15 protein-coding genes and 1 tRNA gene are annotated in these 15,456 nt (G+C 71.4%); 9 read left to right on the top strand and 7 right to left on the bottom strand.

The genetic code is table 11. The annotated features are described in order from the left end of the window. Positions 1 to 71 precede the first annotated feature (71 nt). The 3 genes from GRQ65_RS06890 to GRQ65_RS06880 are packed head-to-tail and all read left to right on the top strand — an operon-like array spanning position 72 to position 3,911. Entirely contained in the window at positions 72 to 1,679 is a 1,608-nt protein-coding gene (locus GRQ65_RS06890; protein WP_202387683.1) for a GMC family oxidoreductase N-terminal domain-containing protein, read from the top strand. Then, positions 1,676 to 3,220: an aldehyde dehydrogenase family protein gene (locus tag GRQ65_RS06885; protein WP_160876483.1), complete on the top strand. Its 1,545-nt coding sequence runs from the start codon at positions 1,676 to 1,678 to the stop codon at positions 3,218 to 3,220. Before GRQ65_RS06890 ends, GRQ65_RS06885 begins: the two co-directional genes overlap by 4 nt. Before the next feature lie 16 nt (positions 3,221 to 3,236). Further along, on the top strand, positions 3,237 to 3,911 hold the full coding sequence (locus tag GRQ65_RS06880) for a haloacid dehalogenase type II (protein WP_160876481.1): 675 nt from the start codon (positions 3,237 to 3,239) through the stop codon (positions 3,909 to 3,911). On the opposite strand, the gene GRQ65_RS06875 is transcribed toward GRQ65_RS06880, so the two are convergent. Further along, positions 3,901 to 4,311, bottom strand: a complete 411-nt coding sequence (locus GRQ65_RS06875) for a Rid family hydrolase (RefSeq protein WP_160876479.1) — start codon at positions 4,309 to 4,311, stop codon at positions 3,901 to 3,903. The genes GRQ65_RS06880 and GRQ65_RS06875 overlap by 11 nt on opposite strands. Before the next feature lie 72 nt (positions 4,312 to 4,383). Between GRQ65_RS06875 and GRQ65_RS06870 the strand changes: the two genes are divergently transcribed. Beyond that, positions 4,384 to 4,803 carry a winged helix-turn-helix transcriptional regulator gene (locus GRQ65_RS06870; RefSeq protein ID WP_202387682.1) on the top strand — a complete coding sequence of 140 codons (420 nt, stop codon included), beginning with the start codon at positions 4,384 to 4,386 and terminating at the stop codon, positions 4,801 to 4,803. On the opposite strand, the gene GRQ65_RS06865 is transcribed toward GRQ65_RS06870, so the two are convergent. Next, complete coding sequence (locus tag GRQ65_RS06865) at positions 4,791 to 5,219, bottom strand: GlcG/HbpS family heme-binding protein (RefSeq protein WP_160876475.1); 429 nt, start codon at positions 5,217 to 5,219, stop codon at positions 4,791 to 4,793. The two genes, GRQ65_RS06870 and GRQ65_RS06865, sit on opposite strands and share 13 nt — an antisense overlap. Further along, positions 5,219 to 7,387, bottom strand: a complete 2,169-nt coding sequence (locus GRQ65_RS06860; protein ID WP_160876473.1) for a malate synthase G — start codon at positions 7,385 to 7,387, stop codon at positions 5,219 to 5,221. Before GRQ65_RS06860 ends, GRQ65_RS06865 begins: the two co-directional genes overlap by 1 nt. 86 nt (positions 7,388 to 7,473) lie before the next feature. Between GRQ65_RS06860 and GRQ65_RS23880 the strand changes: the two genes are divergently transcribed. The 3 genes from GRQ65_RS23880 to budC are packed head-to-tail and all read left to right on the top strand — an operon-like array spanning position 7,474 to position 10,470. Beyond that, on the top strand, positions 7,474 to 8,262 hold the full coding sequence (locus GRQ65_RS23880) for an IclR family transcriptional regulator (RefSeq protein ID WP_337191542.1): 789 nt from the start codon (positions 7,474 to 7,476) through the stop codon (positions 8,260 to 8,262). Further along, positions 8,259 to 9,653, top strand: a complete 1,395-nt coding sequence (locus tag GRQ65_RS06850; RefSeq protein ID WP_160876471.1) for an FAD-binding oxidoreductase — start codon at positions 8,259 to 8,261, stop codon at positions 9,651 to 9,653. The genes GRQ65_RS23880 and GRQ65_RS06850 overlap by 4 nt, the downstream gene beginning before the upstream one ends. 46 nt (positions 9,654 to 9,699) lie before the next feature. Further along, complete coding sequence (budC, locus tag GRQ65_RS06845) at positions 9,700 to 10,470, top strand: meso-2,3-butanediol dehydrogenase (protein WP_160876469.1); 771 nt, start codon at positions 9,700 to 9,702, stop codon at positions 10,468 to 10,470. Between the two features lie 58 nt (positions 10,471 to 10,528). On the opposite strand, the gene GRQ65_RS06840 is transcribed toward budC, so the two are convergent. Together GRQ65_RS06840 and GRQ65_RS06835 are read right to left on the bottom strand one after the other, a co-directional pair. Beyond that, positions 10,529 to 11,302, bottom strand: a complete 774-nt coding sequence (locus GRQ65_RS06840) for a hypothetical protein (RefSeq protein ID WP_160876467.1) — start codon at positions 11,300 to 11,302, stop codon at positions 10,529 to 10,531. Further along, a complete protein-coding gene (locus GRQ65_RS06835) occupies positions 11,295 to 12,101 on the bottom strand; it encodes a helix-turn-helix domain-containing protein (protein WP_160876465.1) in 807 nt (268 codons plus the stop codon). The genes GRQ65_RS06840 and GRQ65_RS06835 overlap by 8 nt, the downstream gene beginning before the upstream one ends. Positions 12,102 to 12,445: 344 nt before the next feature. On the opposite strand from GRQ65_RS06835, the gene GRQ65_RS06830 reads away from it, so the two are divergent. Then, positions 12,446 to 13,681, top strand: a complete 1,236-nt coding sequence (locus GRQ65_RS06830) for an IS256 family transposase (protein WP_160876463.1) — start codon at positions 12,446 to 12,448, stop codon at positions 13,679 to 13,681. 309 nt (positions 13,682 to 13,990) lie between these two features. Here GRQ65_RS06830 and GRQ65_RS06825 read toward each other — a convergent pair. Both GRQ65_RS06825 and GRQ65_RS06820 read right to left on the bottom strand, forming a co-directional pair. Next, positions 13,991 to 14,066, bottom strand: a tRNA-Thr gene (locus GRQ65_RS06825). A gap of 148 nt (positions 14,067 to 14,214) precedes the next feature. Next, positions 14,215 to 14,406 (bottom strand): hypothetical protein, encoded by a 192-nt coding sequence (locus tag GRQ65_RS06820; RefSeq protein WP_160876461.1) that lies wholly within the window; start codon positions 14,404 to 14,406, stop codon positions 14,215 to 14,217. A 118-nt stretch (positions 14,407 to 14,524) separates the two neighbouring features. Between GRQ65_RS06820 and GRQ65_RS06815 the strand changes: the two genes are divergently transcribed. After that, the gene (locus GRQ65_RS06815) at positions 14,525 to 15,442 is read left to right on the top strand and encodes a LysR substrate-binding domain-containing protein (RefSeq protein WP_160876459.1); all 918 of its coding nucleotides are present in this window, start codon (positions 14,525 to 14,527) and stop codon (positions 15,440 to 15,442) included. Positions 15,443 to 15,456: the final 14 nt, after the last annotated feature.

Raw genomic sequence — 15,456 nt, 5'->3', positions numbered from 1 at the left:
TTCTGGTGTCAGCGACGCCGTCGACGTACGTTGTGTGTCCTGCGTCACCCGCACGCGGCGAGAGGACGAACGTGGCCAACGAGAGCGGCATCGAGACCTTCGACTACGTGGTGATCGGCTCGGGCAGCGGGGGCGGTGTGGTCGCCGCCCGGCTCACCGAGGACCCGGGTGTCCGGGTGCTGCTGCTCGAGGCCGGTCCGATGGACGACGACGACATGATCCACCTGCCGGCGGGGTTCTCGACGCTGTTCAAGACCTCCTGGGACTGGGGCTACGAGACCACGCCGCAGAAGCACCTGGGCAGCCGGCGGGCCGACTGGCCGCGCATGAAGGCGCTCGGCGGGTGCTCGTCGATGAACGCGATGATCTACATCCGCGGCAACCGCGCTGACTACGACCGGTGGCGCGACGGCTACGGCGCCGAGGGCTGGGGCTACGACGACGTCCTGCCCTACTTCGTGCGCTCCGAGGGCAACCAGCGCATCCGCAACCGCTTCCACGGCAACGACGGTCCGCTGCACGTCGAGGACCGCCGCCACGACCACGAGCTCAGCCTGGCGTTCGTCGAGTCGGCCGTCGCCAACGGGATGAAGCGCACCGACGACTTCAACGGCGCCGAGCAGGAGGGCGCCGGGCTCTACCAGGTCACCTGCCGCAAGGGCCGCCGCTGGTCGGTCGCCGACGCCTACATCCGCCCCGCTCTGTCGCGGCCCAACCTGGTGCTGCGGACGGGGGCCTTCGTGACCTCGATCGACCTCGAGGGCGGCGCGGGCACCACGCGCGCGGTCGGGGTCACCTACCGGCGCGACGGACGCACCGAGACCGTCCGCGTCGACGGCGAGGTCGTCCTCGCCGGCGGCGCGGTCAACTCACCGCAGCTGCTCATGCTCTCCGGCATCGGCCCCGGGGCGCACCTGCGCGAGCACGGCATCGACGTGCGCGTCGACCTGCCCGGCGTCGGGCAGAACCTCCAGGACCACCCGGTCTCTGGGGTGCTCGTGCACACCCGCGACACCACCGACATCGCCGCCTCGCTCAACCTCGGGCAGCTGCTCAAGGCGCAGAAGCTGGGCCGTGGTCCGCTCACCTCCAACGTCGCCGAGGCGGGCGCGTTCTTCACCTCCCGCGACGACCTCGACCTGCCCGACCTGCAGTTCCACTTCGCCCCGACCGGCTTCTGGGACAACGGCCTGCACGAGCCGACCCGACCCGCGCTGACGCTGGCCGCGACCCTCGTCGACGTCCAGAGCCGTGGCCACCTGCGGCTGCGCTCGAGCGACCCGTCGTGGAAGCCCGAGATCGAGGCGGCCTACCTCGACGACCGCGCCGACCTCGAGGCGCTCGCCGCCGGCGTACGACGGGCCTGCGAGGTCCTGAAGGACGGTCCGCTCGCGCGCTATGTCGAGGCGCCGTGGGAGCCGGCGTCGCTGAGCCCGACCGAGGACCAGGTCTACGCCTCCATCAACCGCCTGTGCCAGACGCTCTACCACCCGGTCGGCACCTGCGCGATGGGCACCGGCGACGAGAGCGTCGTCGACCCGCAGCTGCGGGTGCGCGGCGTCGAGGGCCTCCGCATCGCCGACGCCTCCGTCATGCCGGCCGTCCCGCGCGGCAACACCAACGCCCCCACGATCATGATCGGCGAGAAGGCCGCCGACCTGCTGAAGGAGTCCCGGTGACCTCGACGTACGACCGCCACCCGTCCCCGCCGCCCACCTCGGCGTCCGTCCCCGCCGACGGCGTCGAGACCTTCACCTCGCTCGACCCGGCGACCGGTGACGTCGTCGGCGTGCACCCGGTCGCCAGCGCCGAGGACGTCGCGCTGGCGGTCGAGCGGGCCCGCGGCGCCGCCGACTGGTGGGGCGGGCTGAGCTTCGACCAGCGCGCCGACGTCCTGCTCACCTGGCGCAGCGTCATCACCCGACGGACCGCCCAGCTCGCCGAGCTCTCGCACCGCGAGACCGGCAAGCCGGTCGCCGACGCGCAGCTCGAGATCGCGCTCGCCGTCGACCACATCGCCTGGGCGGCCAAGCACGCGAAGAAGGTGCTCGGCCCGCGCCGGGTGGCCTCGGGCCTGGTGATGGCCAACCAGCGCTCGACGGTGGAGTACAAGCCGCTCGGCGTCGTCGGCGTCATCGGCCCGTGGAACTACCCCGTCTTCACGCCGCTGGGCTCCATCGCCTACGCGCTCGCCGCCGGCAACGCGGTCGTCTTCAAGCCCAGCGAGCACACTCCGGGCATCGGGGTCTGGCTGGCCGACAAGCTCGCCGAGGTGGTCGGTGGCATCCCCCTCCTGCAGACCGTCACCGGTCTCGGGGAGACCGGGGCGGCGCTGTGCACCTCGCGCATCGACAAGCTGGCGTTCACCGGCTCCACGGCCACCGGGAAGAAGGTGATGGCGGCGTGCGCCGAGCGCCTCACCCCCGTCGTCATCGAGGCCGGCGGCAAGGACGCGCTGATCGTCGACGAGGACGCCGACCTCGCCAAGGCCGCGGAGGCTGCGCTGTGGGGCGGCATGTCCAACGCCGGCCAGACCTGCATCGGCACCGAGCGCGTCTACGTGCACGAGAAGGTGTTCAGCGCGTTCGTCTCCGAGATCGCGGAGCAGGCCCGCGAGGTGCGGGCCGGCAGCGACGCGGGCGCGCAGATCGGCCCGATCACCGTGCCGTCGCAGGTCGACATCATCCGCCGCCACGTCCAGGACGCCCTCGACCAGGGCGCGACCGCCGTCGTCGGTGGGGCCGACGCCGTGGGCGAGCGGTTCGTGCAGCCGACGATCCTGACCCACGTCCCGGAGACCTCGAGCGCGATCACCGAGGAGACCTTCGGCCCGACCCTGGCGATCAACCCCGTGCGCGACATGGACGAGGCGGTGCGTCTCACCAACGCCGGTCGCTACGGCCTTGCGGGCGCGGTGTTCTCCAAGCGCAACGGCGTCGCGATCGCCCGCCGCATCCGCTCGGGCATGACCTCGGTCAACGGGATCATCACCTTCGCCGGCGTGCCCGGCCTGCCCTTCGGCGGCGTCGGCGAGTCCGGCTTCGGTCGCATCCACGGCCCCGACGGGCTCAAGGAGTTCACCTACGCCAAGGCGATCACCAAGCAGCGCTACGCCCCACCGCTCAACCTCACGTCGTTCCGGCGTACGGCCAAGGACGAGAAGGCGCTCAACCTCGTCGTCACCCTGCTGCACGGGGGGAAGAAGACGCTGCGGTCCTGAGCGGGTACGGGGCGACGTGGCCCACTACGTCCTCGACGTCAACGAAACGCTCTCCGACCTCTCGCCGCTCGGTGAGGTGCTGTCGTCGTACGGCGCGCCGGCGGAGCTCGCCCGGACCTGGTTCGCCGGGCTCCTGCGCGACGGCTTCGCCCTCTCGCTCCAGCGGCGGGCGCCGGCGTTCCTCGACCTCGCCCGCGACGAGCTGCGCGTCGCGCTGCACGGCGTCGAGCGGCTGGAGGGCGACGTGGAGACGGTGGTCGAGGACGTGCTCGCGGCGATGGGCGACCTCGACGTGCACCCCGACGTCGTCCCCGGCGTCCGTGCGCTCACCGACGCTGGTCACGCGGTCAGCACGCTGTCCAACGGCTCGGTGCGCTCGACGGAGGGACTGCTCGAGCGGGCCGGGATCCGCGACGAGGTCACCGCGGTGCTCAGCGTCGAGGTGGGACCGGTGTGGAAGCCGCACCCCGACGCCTACGCCATCGCCGTGCGGGAGCTGCAGACGCTCGCCGCCGAGCTGACGATGGTCGCGGTGCACCCGTGGGACCTCGACGGCGCCGCGGCGGCCGGGCTGCAGACCGTCTGGATCGACCGGCAAGGGACGCCGTGGCCGGCCTCGTTCGCCGAGCCGGGCCTCACCGTCCGGGCGCTGACGGAGCTGGCGGAGCGGGCGGGTCACGTCAATCCGTGACGGCTGTCGCCTCGACCTCGACGAGCACGTCGGGCTCGAAGAGGTGGTCGACCCCGATCAGCGATGCGGGAGGCATGGGCGTGGGCAGGCCGAGCTCGTCCGCCACGGCCTGCACCCCGGCCATGAAGTCGCCGATGCGCTCGGGGGCCCAGTCGGTGACGTAGAAGGTCAGCCGCACGACGTCGCCGAACCCCGCCCCCGCGCCGACGAGGCCGGTGTGGGTGTTGCGCAGCGCCTGCGCGACCTGCCCGGCGAGGTCGCCCGGGGCGACCTGCTCCCCGTCGGCGGTGCGGGCGATCTGGCCGGCGACGTGGACGTGCCTGCTGCCCGTGGCGACGGCGACGTGGTGGTAGGGCGTGGGCTGCATCAGGCCCTGGGGCGTGGACAGGTGGACGGTCACGGTGGTCTCCTCCGGTAGCGGTATCTCATGACTACCTGGTTTCCGGAGGCCACTTCAACGAGACTAGGTGTCGTGACCGATACCAGGACGGCGGGCCACGGCCGGTTCGACATCGACGCCCCGCACCGCGAGCTGCTCGACCAGGTGCTCGACCGCTGGTCGCTGCACGTGCTCAACGAGCTCTGCGAGGCGCCGGCGCGCTTCAACCACCTGCGCCGCCGGATCCCGGCGGTCACGCAGAAGTCCCTCACTGCGACGCTGCGTCGGCTCGAGCGCAACGGCATCGTCGAGCGCGTCACCCTCAGCACCCGCCCGGTCGCGGTGGAGTACCGCATCACGCCGCTCGGCAAGACGATCCGCCCCCCGGTCGAGGCGATCCTGGGGTGGGCGTCGGAGCACATGCCGGCGATCGACGAGGCGCGCGAGCGCTACGACGCCGCCCTGGACGCCGAGATGCTCAGCGGCTCAGGCGGCCCTGCTCAGTCGGGCTGACCGACCAGGCCCGCCGCCTCGATGCCGGCGAGCGCGGCCGCTTCGTCGTTGTCGGAGATGTCGCCGGAGATGCCGACCGCACCGATCACCGTGCCGGCGTCGTCCTTGACGAGGACGCCGCCGGGCACGGGCACCAGCGCGCCGCCGACCGCATGGGTCACCGCGGCGACGAAGTACGGCTGCTGCTCGGCCCGGGCCATCAGGGCCCGCGAGCCCATGCCGAGCGACAGGGCGCCGTGGGCCTTGCCGAAGGCGACCTCGAAGCGCTTGATCGAGGACCCGTCCTCGCGCTCGACGGCCACGACGTGACCGCCGGCGTCGATGACCACGACGGTCAGCGGCTTGAGGCCGGCCTCGCGGCCGTGGGCGCGGGCGGCGGCCACGATGGTGCGGGCGACATCCAGGGTGAGGCTCATCAGGACTCCTTCTTCAGGCGACGGCGGCGGTGGAGGATCGGCTCGGTGTAGCCGGAGGGCTGGTCGACGCCCTCGAACACCAGGTCGTGGGCGGCCAGGAACGCCTGCCCGTCGTACGACGGACCGAGCGGCTCGTAGCCCTCGGCACCGCCCTGCTGCTCGTCGACGACGTCGGCCATGCGGCGGAAGGCGGCCTCGACCTCGTCGGCGGTGACCACGCCGTGCCGCAGCCAGTTGGCGACGTGCTGGGACGAGATCCGGCAGGTCGCGCGGTCCTCCATGAGCGCGGTGCCGTGGATGTCGGGCACCTTGGAGCACCCCACGCCTTCGTCGACCCAGCGCTTCACGTAGCCGAGGACGCCCTGCAGGTTGTTCTCGACCTCGGCCGTGCGGTCCTCGGCCGACCAGTCGGTGTCGGCGGCGAACGGGATGGTCAGCAGCTGGGCGAGCGTCGTACGACGGGACCCGGCGAGCTCGCGCTGCCGGGCGGCCACGTCGACCTGGTGGTAGTGCAGTGCGTGCAGCGTGGCGGCGGTCGGCGAGGGCACCCAGGCGCAGGAGGCACCCGCTCGGGGGTGGCCGACCTTCTGCACGAGCATGTCGGCCATGTCGTCGGGCATCGCCCACATGCCCTTGCCGATCTGGGCGGTGCCGGCGAGGCCGCACTCGAGGCCGATGTCGACGTTCTGGTCCTCGTAGGCCGAGATCCACTGCGACGACTTCATCTCGCCCTTGCGGATCATCGCCCCGCCCTGCATCGAGGTGTGCAGCTCGTCGCCGGTGCGGTCGAGGAAGCCGGTGTTGATGAAGGCGACCCGGCCCTGCGCGGCGGCGATGCAGGCCTTGAGGTTGGCGGAGGTCCGGCGCTCCTCGTCCATGATCCCGAGCTTGATCGTGCCGAGGGCCAGACCGAGGAGGTCCTCGACGCGGGCGAGCAGGTCGTCGGTGAAGGCGACCTCGTCGGGCCCGTGCATCTTCGGCTTCACGGCGTACATCGAGCCGGTGCGGGAGTTGCCGAGCTCGCTGCGGCCCTGGACGTCGACCAGGCCGCACAGCGCGGTCATCACCGCGTCGAGCACGCCCTCGGGGACCTCCTCGCCGTCGAGCAGCACCGCGTCGGTGGTCATCAGGTGACCGACCTGGCGCACCCACAGCAGCGAGCGCCCGGGCAGCACGACCTCGCCGTCGGGGCCGTCGTAGCGACGGTCCTCGGCCAGCCGGCGGGTGAAGGTCTCGCCGCCCTTGGTGACCTCGGCGGTCAGGGTGCCGGCGTTGAGCTGCAGCCAGTTGCGGTAGCCCGCTGTCTTGTCCTCGGCGTCGACCGCGGCCACGGAGTCCTCGAGGTCCATGATCGTCGAGACCGCCGACTCCAGCAGCAGGTCCTTCACGCCCGCGGGGTCCTCGCGACCGATGGCGTCGTCGCGGTCGACCTGCACCTCGACGTGCAGACCGTGGTGGACCACCAGCACGGCCTCGGGCGCGCCCGGGTCGCCGCGGTGGCCGACGTACTGCCCCGGGTCGGCGAGGCCGGTGCGGCGCTCCCCCAGGCTCACGACGACCGCTCCGTCGCTCACGGCGTACGCCGTTGCGTCGGCGTGCGAGCCGTCGGCGAGCGAGAAGTGCTCGTCGAGGAAGGCCTTGGCGCGGCGCACGACCTCCGCACCGCGGACCGGGTTGTACGACGAGCCGCGCTCCTTGCCGTCGCTCTCGTCGACCGCGTCGGTGCCGTAGAGCGCGTCGTAGAGCGAGCCCCACCGGGCGTTGGCGGCATTGGCCGCGAACCGTGCGTTGAGCATCGGCACCACCAGCTGCGGGCCGGCGGTGGTGGCGATCTCGGGGTCGACGCCGCGGGTGGAGATGGTGACCTCACCGGGCTCGTCGACGAGGTAGCCGAGGTCGCGCAGCACCTGCTCGTACGCCGCCGGCTCCGTCACCGGGCCGGGGTGCTCGGCGTGCCAGGCGTCGAGGGCCCGCTGCAGCTCGTCGCGGCGGGCCAGCAGGTCGCGGTTGCGGGGCACGACGTCTCGCAGCAGCGACTCGAAGCCGGCCCAGAACGCCCCCTCGTCCAGACCCGAGCCCGGCAGCGCCTCGTCGCGCACGAAGGCGTGCAGCTCAGGTGCGATCCTCAGGCCACCCACGTCCACCCGGTCTGTCGACTGCTCCGCCATCGACCCTGCCCCATTTCCGCTCGTGCCAATTTCCGCATCGTGGAATATGCTTTCCACCCTAGCGAAGGACCGGGAGGGACGACAACGTGTCCACAGCGGCGACCACAACGGTGACCGGCGGCGGTCGGGTGCAGTCGCTCGAGCGCGCGTTCGTCCTGCTGGAGGCGCTGGCCGAGGCCGACCGCCCGCTCGGCGTCACCGAGCTCACCGGCCCCACCGGCCTCTCCCTCGGCACCGTGCACCGGCTGCTGAGAACCCTCGTCGACCTGGGCTACGTCCGTCAGGAGGCCTCGCGCGGCTACGCCCTCGGACCGGGCTTCATCCGGCTCGGCGAGCGGGCCTCGGCAGGCCTCGGCGCCTGGTGCCGGCCGCTGCTCGCCGAGGCCGCACAGGAGCTGGGCGAGTCGGTCAACCTGGCCGCGCTCGAGGGCGACCACGTCGTCTACGTCGCCCACGTGCCCTCGTCCCGCTCCATGCGGATGTTCACCGAGGTCGGCAGCCGACGCCCGGTCCACAGCACCGGGGTCGGCAAGGCCATGCTCGCCGACCTCCCCGCCGCGGAGGCCCTCGCGCTGGCCGCGGCGGACGGGATGCCCCCGGCCACCGAGCACACCATCACCGACCCCGACACCCTGGCCGCCGAGCTGCGCCGGGTGGCCGAGCGCGGCTACGCCCTCGACGAGGAGGAGCAGGAGCTCGGCGTGCGCTGCGTGGCGCTCGCCGTACCCGGCCCCGGACCCCGCCTGGCCGTCTCGGTCTCGGGGCCCACCGCACGCATGACCGACGACCTGGTCGCCCGCGCCGTGCCGCTGCTGCAGCGCACGGTGACGGCGATCTCCCGAGAGCTGACCGGCAGACGAGGAGAGACCGCATGACGACCGCCACCCAGACCACCGCCCCGATCCAGGCCCCGATCGAACGTCTGGTCGCCGAGCTCGGCGACGACGTCGTGGTCACCGACGCGGACCGCACCGAGAAGTACCGCTGGGACCGCGCCCACGACCCGAGCGCCGGCACCCCGCTCGCGGTGGTGCGCGCCCGCTCGACCGCGGACGTGCAGGCGGCGGTGCGGTTCGCGGCGGCCCACGCGGTGCCCGTCGTGCCGCGCGGCGCGGGCAGCGGCCTGTCCGGAGGCTCGTCGGCGATCGACGGCTGCCTGGTCGTCAGCACCGAGCGGATGACCGGCATCGAGATCGACGCCGTCACCCAGACCGCCGTCTGCCAGCCCGGCGCGATGAACGCCGCGGTCAAAGCGGCGGCCGCCGACGAGGGGCTGTGGTACCCGCCCGACCCCTCGTCGTACGAGATCTGCTCGATCGGCGGCAACGTCGCCACCAACGCCGGCGGCCTGTGCTGCGTGAAGTACGGCGTCACGACCGACTACGTCCTCGGCCTCACCGTGGTGCTGGCCGACGGCAGCGTGGTGCGTCTCGGCGGCAAACGCATCAAGGACGTCGCGGGGCTGCCGCTGACCAAGCTGTTCGTGGGCAGCGAGGGCACCCTCGGCATCGTCACCGAGGTCGTCCTGCGTCTCATCCCGGTCCAGCGCCCGCCGGCCACCCTCGTCGCGACGTTCGCCTCGCTCGAGGAGGCGACCGCGGCGGTGCTGGCCATCCGCCGTCAGCTGCGGCCCTCGATGCTCGAGTTCATGGACCAGCCGACCATCCGCGCGGTCGAGGACATGACGCGGATGGGCCTCGACACCGAGGCCGCGGCGATGCTCGTCATCCAGTCCGACGAGCCGGCCGGGCACGCCGCGGCCGAGTGCCAGCTGATCTCGGAGCTGTGCACGACCCACGGCGCGACCGAGGTCTTCACCAGCGACGACCCCGACGAGGGCGAGCAGTTCGTCGTCGCCCGCCGCAACGCGATCCCGGCCGTCGAGCGCACCGGCACCCTGCTGCTCGAGGACGTCGGCGTGCCGCTGCCCCAGCTCGGCACGCTGGTCGAAGGCATCGCCGACATCAGCCGTCAGCGCGACGTGACCATCGCCGTCGTCGCCCACGCCGGCGACGGCAACACCCACCCGCTCATCGTCTTCGACCCCGCCGACGCCGACCAGGCCGAGCGCGCCCAGCAGGCCTACGGCGAGGTCATGAGCCTGGCCATCCGCCTCGGCGGCACCATCACCGGCGAGCACGGCGTGGGCCGGCTGAAGAAGGGCTGGCTCGCCGACCAGATCGGCGACGACGTGCTCGCGCTCAACCACCGGATCAAGGCCGCTCTCGACCCGCAGGGCATCCTCAACCCGGGCGCGGCGTACTGAGGTCGGCCCGCGGAACACGTCGGGGGCCGACGCCGTTCACGTCGTCATGACCCACAACACCTACGACGTCGCCGGCCGCACCGTCCTCGTGACCGGGGGCGGCTCCGGCATCGGTCGTGCCATCGCTCGCGCGTTCGCCGACAACGGAGCCAACGTCGCCGTCAGCGGACGCCGCCGCGACCCGCTGGCCGAGACCCTCGCTGACGTCCCCGATGAGAGGGCGCTGGTCGTCGAGGCCGACGTCGCCGACGACGACTCCGCGGCGGCCATGGTGCGGGCGGTCGTCGACCGGTTCGGCTCCCTCGACGTCGTCGTGAACAACGCCGCCGACTACGTCAACGCACCCTTCGACGAGTTGACGCTCGAGCGCTGGCAGCAGATCCGCTCGGTCAACATCGACGGGTTCGTTCACGTCGCCCGCCACGCCCTCCCCGAGCTGGAGAAGGTCGGCGGCAACCTCGTCGTCGTCGGGTCGGTCTCCGGCATAGCCGGCGACTGGGGCCAGGCCGCCTACAACGCCACCAAGGCCGCGATCATGAACTTCGTCCAGTCCCTCGCGCTGGACTACGGCGGCCGAGGCGTCCGGATCAACGCGGTCGCTCCCGCGCTCACCATCACCGCGCTGACCCAGGCGGTCGAGGACGACCCCGAGGCGCTCGCCGCCGCGAACAACCGCATCGCGCTCGGCCGCCCCGGTCGACCCGACGACATCGCGCCGGCCGTCCTGTGGCTGGCCAGCGACGACGCGGCCTACGTCACCGGCGCGTGGCTCCCCGTCGACGGCGGCACCACCGCCAGCACGGGTCAGGCGCACTGAGCCCGGGAGATCGACGTGGGCGGGCTGTCCGTCGCAGCCCGAGGTCCGCACGGATGCCTCAGGGCCCCAGCCCGGCTGCCCGCTCCACCCTGGACAGGGCGCGTTCGGCGCCCTCCATGGACAGCATGGTCGCTCGATCTCTACGCACCGCCGCGACGATCGTGCGCAGTCGCTTCCGATCCTTCGGCCGTAGGTCGGTGTCCCTGAAGTCGCGAGCGGACACCATCCCGGCGAGGGTCACGAAGTCGCGCCGATGCCTACCCTTGGCTGAGTCTCCCTCTCGGGTCGTGCCGTGTGCCGCTGCCTTCATGACGAGAGCGCCGACCAGATCCGGCCGCCGGACGTGTCCGGTCCTGCCCGCCACGGTGACCTCGATGGACCGGCTGCGTGCGAGAGCCTGCGAGCCGCCAGGGGTCTCCAGCGTCGGTGCGCCACCGGCGCCTCGTCGGGATGAGGCCCGCTCGCCTATGCCGTCGGGAAGGAGCACGTCGATCTGTGCCCCGTCGTCGCGGTGCCAGCGGTGTTGAAGACCGTCGCCGGAGGTCGCGGGCTTGAAGCCCATGTCGACGAGCGCACTCGTGAACCGGTCCAGCATGTCGCTGGAGGCGCGCACGTCGAGCACCGTGTCGGCGTCGTCGGTCGGGCGCTCGGGGCTGACGTCCCGCTCCGCGCAGTGCAGGTGCACCATCTGGCCGCCGACGAGGGTCCAGTTCTCGGGTAGCCGTTCGTGCAGGTCCATCAGCGCGTGCCAGGCCGCCTCCTGCGGTGCGAGCATGGCCGGCAGCGTGACGGGGCCCGACTCCTCCTGCGAGGTGCCCACCAGCTCAGTCACGGACTGGCTCTCCAACGCTGGTCGGCGCGATGTCGAGCATGCGTGCGAGGTCGGCGACGAGGCCGACGGCCCGCGCCCGTTCGCGCGGACGCCCGTGCTCGGCCAGGTCGGCGGCGAGCAGCAGGTGCACCATCGGTTCGGATCGCCGCAGCGCGAGGGCTCTGTCCGCCAGGTCATCGTCTGCGACGACGTGGAGCACGACGTTGGCGCCCTCGTCGCGATCGACACTGTCGAGCAGGTAGTCCTCGACGATGCCGGACAGGTCTCGCCCGGCTGCGTACCCTTCGACGAGGTCGCCGGAGGCAATTCCTGCCTTCGGGTCCGACAGACCGGCCCGGACGATGCGGTCATCGTCTCGGACGTCATCGAGGTCGCGGGGCGACGCGCGCAGAAGAACTCGCCGCGCCCGGTTGCCGACCAGCGAGCGAAGAGCGGCAGCGGACTCTGCGGCATGACCTTCGTCCGAGGCTGCCTGGTGGTCGGCGAGAAGGTTGCGCAGCCGCTTGCGCGCTCGGGACCGGTCTAGGGCAGGCAGCGCTGCGATCCACCGGACGGCAGGACCGTCGGCGTTCTCGTTGGCGAGCGCGCTCGACAGAGCGATGAGGGCCCACGCGGACCGCTCGGAGAGGGGGCGGCCTGGGCCCGGTAGATCCGTCAGCGGCGCGAGGTCTCGCTCGTCGATGACCCACTGCCGCCCCACCCACTCAGCGGGCAGTGAGCCGTCCGAGATGCGCTGGCGCACGCGGCCGGGGCTGACCCCGAGACGTCGTGCCGCGGCCGGGACCCCGATCATGGGCATTGCAGAATGCTATCGCCAGAGACATCTTTCAGGTAACCCCGGCGAGACGGTCTTGCGGACCACGATGTCCAGGCGCTCCTCTGCACGACGGGTGGATGTCGCGGCTCAGCGTCCACTCGTGGGTCGGCCGCCCGGACCCGCCGAACCTTGCGTGCGGCTGACCGGTGGAAACGGGGATCGTTGGTTCCGTGGACTTCAGTCATCGGGGGCCGTCGGTGGCGTCCCGCCGAGTGGTGTAGTTCCTCGGCGTTGAGGACGGTCGTGTTGCCGGTGACGTAGGCGGCCATCGTGCGACGGTCAGTGAGTACTCGCGACAGACACTCACGGATAGGACACGAAGCACGATGGCCTTGGACAATGCTGCACTACTCGAGGTGCTTGAAGCCATGCAGGCGGGCGGGGTCGAGGACCGCGTCCGCATCGCAGCTCAGACGATCTACCAGGCGTTGATCGACGCCGAGCTGACTGCGGTGATCGGCGCCGGCCCCTGGGAACGCACCGAGCAACGCACGACACAACGCAACGGGACCCGGCCGAGGACCCTTTCGACGACCGCTGGGGATCTTGAGTTGAGGATCCCGAAACTGCGGGAGGGGTCGTTCTTCCCCTCGCTGCTCGAGCGCCGACGGCGGGTCGACCAGGCGCTGTTCGCGGTCGTGATGGAGGCCTACCTCCACAGCGTGTCGACGAGGAAGGTCGACGACCTCGTCAAAGCCCTCGGCGCTGCCAGCGGGATCAGCAAGTCCGAGGTCTCCCGGATCTGCGCCGACCTCGACGAAGAGGTCGGGGCGTTTCGTGACCGGTCACTGGGCGACATCGCCTACCCCTACGTGTTCCTCGACGCGACCTACTGCAAGGCCCGGGTCAACCGCCGGGTCGTGTCCCAGGCGGTCGTGATCGCTACCGGCGTCACCGCGGACGGGCGTCGCGAGGTGCTGGGCTTTGATGTCGGCGACAGCGAGGACGGGGCGTTCTGGACCGCGTTCCTACGCGGACTGAAGGCCCGTGGTCTGGGCGGAGTCCAGCTCGTCATCAGCGACGCCCACACCGGACTGAAGCAGGCCATCTCGTCGGTATTCATCGGCGCCGCCTGGCAACGCTGCCGGGTGCACTTCATGCGTAACGTCCTGGCGATCGTCCCGAAGGGCAACTCCGAGATGGTCGCTGCGGCGATCCGCACGATCTTCGCCCAGCCCGACGCCGAGCACGTGATCGAGCAGTTCGAGGTCATCGCGCTGATGCTCGGCAAACAGCTGCCCAAGGTCGAGCAGATGCTCCGCGACGCCCACGACGACCTCCTCGCCTTCACCGGGTTCCCGGTCAGCCACTGGAAGAAGATCTGGTCGACCAACCCGCTGGAACGGCTCAACAAGGAAGTGAAGCGCCGCACCGACGTCGTCGGCGTGTTCCCCAACCCCGAGGCGCTACTACGCCTAGCAGGAGCCGTCCTGGTCGAGGCCCACGACGAGTGGCAGGTCACTGCCGAACGGCGATACCTGTCCGAGCACTCGATGGAACTCGTGACCGGCGCCAAGAAGACCGACCAGGAGGTGGCCAAGCCCGAACTCATGACGGCATGATCAACAATCACTGACCCGCACGGTGTCGAGAAACTCCACCACGACGCGGGACGTCACCGGCCGTCCTGAGGTGGTGAGCCGGGCCGTGACCGCTGTGTCACGGCGGGCCTCCGTCAAGGCCAATCGAACACACGAGCAGAAGTCGGTTGATCAAGGTCGGACTTTTCGACTAGTACGAGTCGATGGCCCGAGTGGTGCGACGCGCGGTCCAGTGCAGCCGACTCGGGAGCGGACTCCGATCCGAGCACGGGAGCAACGGCCCCATGACGCCGACAGCGCCAATGGACGAGCACCGTGATGTGCCCTCAGTGGAGCCGCCTGTCGGAATCGAACCGACGACCTTCTCATTACGAGTGAGACGCTCTACCGACTGAGCTAAGGCGGCGCGCTGCCCGCGAGGGCAACCTGCAGGAGTATAGGGAGGCGCGTCGTGAGGTGCGAAAACGACCGCACCCCCGCTCGCCGTACGGGGCGAGGCGGGGGTGCTGTGGGGGTAGGTCGCCGCTGCCGTCGTCACCGACGGCCGAGTGCACTCAGGCGGCGACGGACTCCCGGCGGCCGGCGGAGTTGCCGGTCAGCAGGGTCTGCTCGGCCCCGCACCAGCAGGTGAAGGACACCTGGATGCCGTCGGCGGTGTTCACGAGGGCGTTCACCTGGCTCGGGAAGATGAGCTGGCGCTTGTCGCACGCGGAGCAGTGGTGGTCGAACATGTCGAGGGCCTCCATTCGGGTTCTCTGGCCCACCGGACGTGGAGGGCTCGTGACTCCAGTCTGAGGGAGCGCAAGTCATAGGGGTAGCCTGTCTTTCCGATGACAACCCAAGGACTCGCCTAGAGTTGTGAGCGTGCTCTCACTCCACCAGCTCACGGTCTTCCTCAGCGTCTACGAGCACTGCTCGCTGACCCGGGCGGCGGAGGAGCTCGGCTACGCCCAGCCATCGGTCTCCGAGCAGGTCCGAGCGCTCGAGAAGTCGCTCGGCGTGCAGCTGTTCCGCCGGGTCGGTCGCGGCGTCGTGCCGACGACGGTGGCCGACACCCTGCGCCCGCACGCCGAGCGCACGCTCGCCGCGGCGGAGGACACCCGGCGGGCGGCGCAGCAGGTCAAGGCGTTCGAGACCGGGACGATCCGGTTCGGGATGTTCGGCACCGCGCGGCTGTACGCCGGTGCCGGGCTCGTGGCCGACGTGCTCGAGCGCTACCCCGGCGTCCGGGTGGAGCTGGTCGGGCAGAACTCCTCCGAGGTCGCCGAGGATCTGCGCCGAGGCAAGCTCGAGGCGGCGATGATCGCGGTGCACTCGCTGGAGAGCGAGGGGCTCGAGATCCGGCCCGTCGCCCGCGACGAGCTCGTCTACGTCAGCGCCGACCACGAACGCCTCGAGCACCCGATCACCGCCCGCCGGCTCGCCCAGGCGAGCCTGGTGATGCCCGAGACGACCTGGCGCGCGACCGACTCGATCCGCATCATGCTGCGCCAGTGGCTGCACGAGACGGGTCTCAACCCACCGACCCGGATCGAGGTCGAGGACGTCGAGATCGCGGTCGAGCTCGTCGGCAAGGGCCTGGCCGACACCGTCATCCCCCGCGGTGCCGCCGAGCAGCTGCTCCCCCGCCTGGCCCCGAACGCCGGCATCCAGTCGCTGCGTCCCAAGCTCTTCGACCTGTTCACCGTGGTGCACCGCCGCGGCGCCACCCTGTCCCCGGCCGCCGAGCTGATGATCGAGCTGGCGACCCGGCGGGTCACCGCGATCGCGCAGCCGTTCTGAACCCGGTGAGGCCG

Source organism: Nocardioides flavescens, from assembly GCF_009823805.1.
Lineage (GTDB): Bacteria > Actinomycetota > Actinomycetes > Propionibacteriales > Nocardioidaceae > Nocardioides > Nocardioides flavescens.
Note: the sequence above shows the minus strand (reverse complement) of the source record. Positions and strands in the feature narration are given on the sequence as shown.

Excerpts from the sequence above, each read along its gene's own strand:
- GRQ65_RS06865 (WP_160876475.1), bottom strand. The coding sequence starts at position 5,219 with ATGAGCCTCACCCTGGATGTCGCCCGCACCATCGTGGCCGCCGCCCGC.
- GRQ65_RS06860 (WP_160876473.1), bottom strand. The coding sequence starts at position 7,387 with ATGGCGGAGCAGTCGACAGACCGGGTGGACGTGGGTGGCCTGAGGATC.
- GRQ65_RS06850 (WP_160876471.1), top strand. The coding sequence starts at position 8,259 with ATGACGACCGCCACCCAGACCACCGCCCCGATCCAGGCCCCGATCGAA.
- budC (WP_160876469.1), top strand. The coding sequence starts at position 9,700 with ATGACCCACAACACCTACGACGTCGCCGGCCGCACCGTCCTCGTGACC.
- GRQ65_RS06835 (WP_160876465.1), bottom strand. The coding sequence starts at position 12,101 with ATGCCCATGATCGGGGTCCCGGCCGCGGCACGACGTCTCGGGGTCAGC.
- GRQ65_RS06830 (WP_160876463.1), top strand. The coding sequence starts at position 12,446 with ATGGCCTTGGACAATGCTGCACTACTCGAGGTGCTTGAAGCCATGCAG.
- GRQ65_RS06820 (WP_160876461.1), bottom strand. The coding sequence starts at position 14,406 with ATGGAGGCCCTCGACATGTTCGACCACCACTGCTCCGCGTGCGACAAG.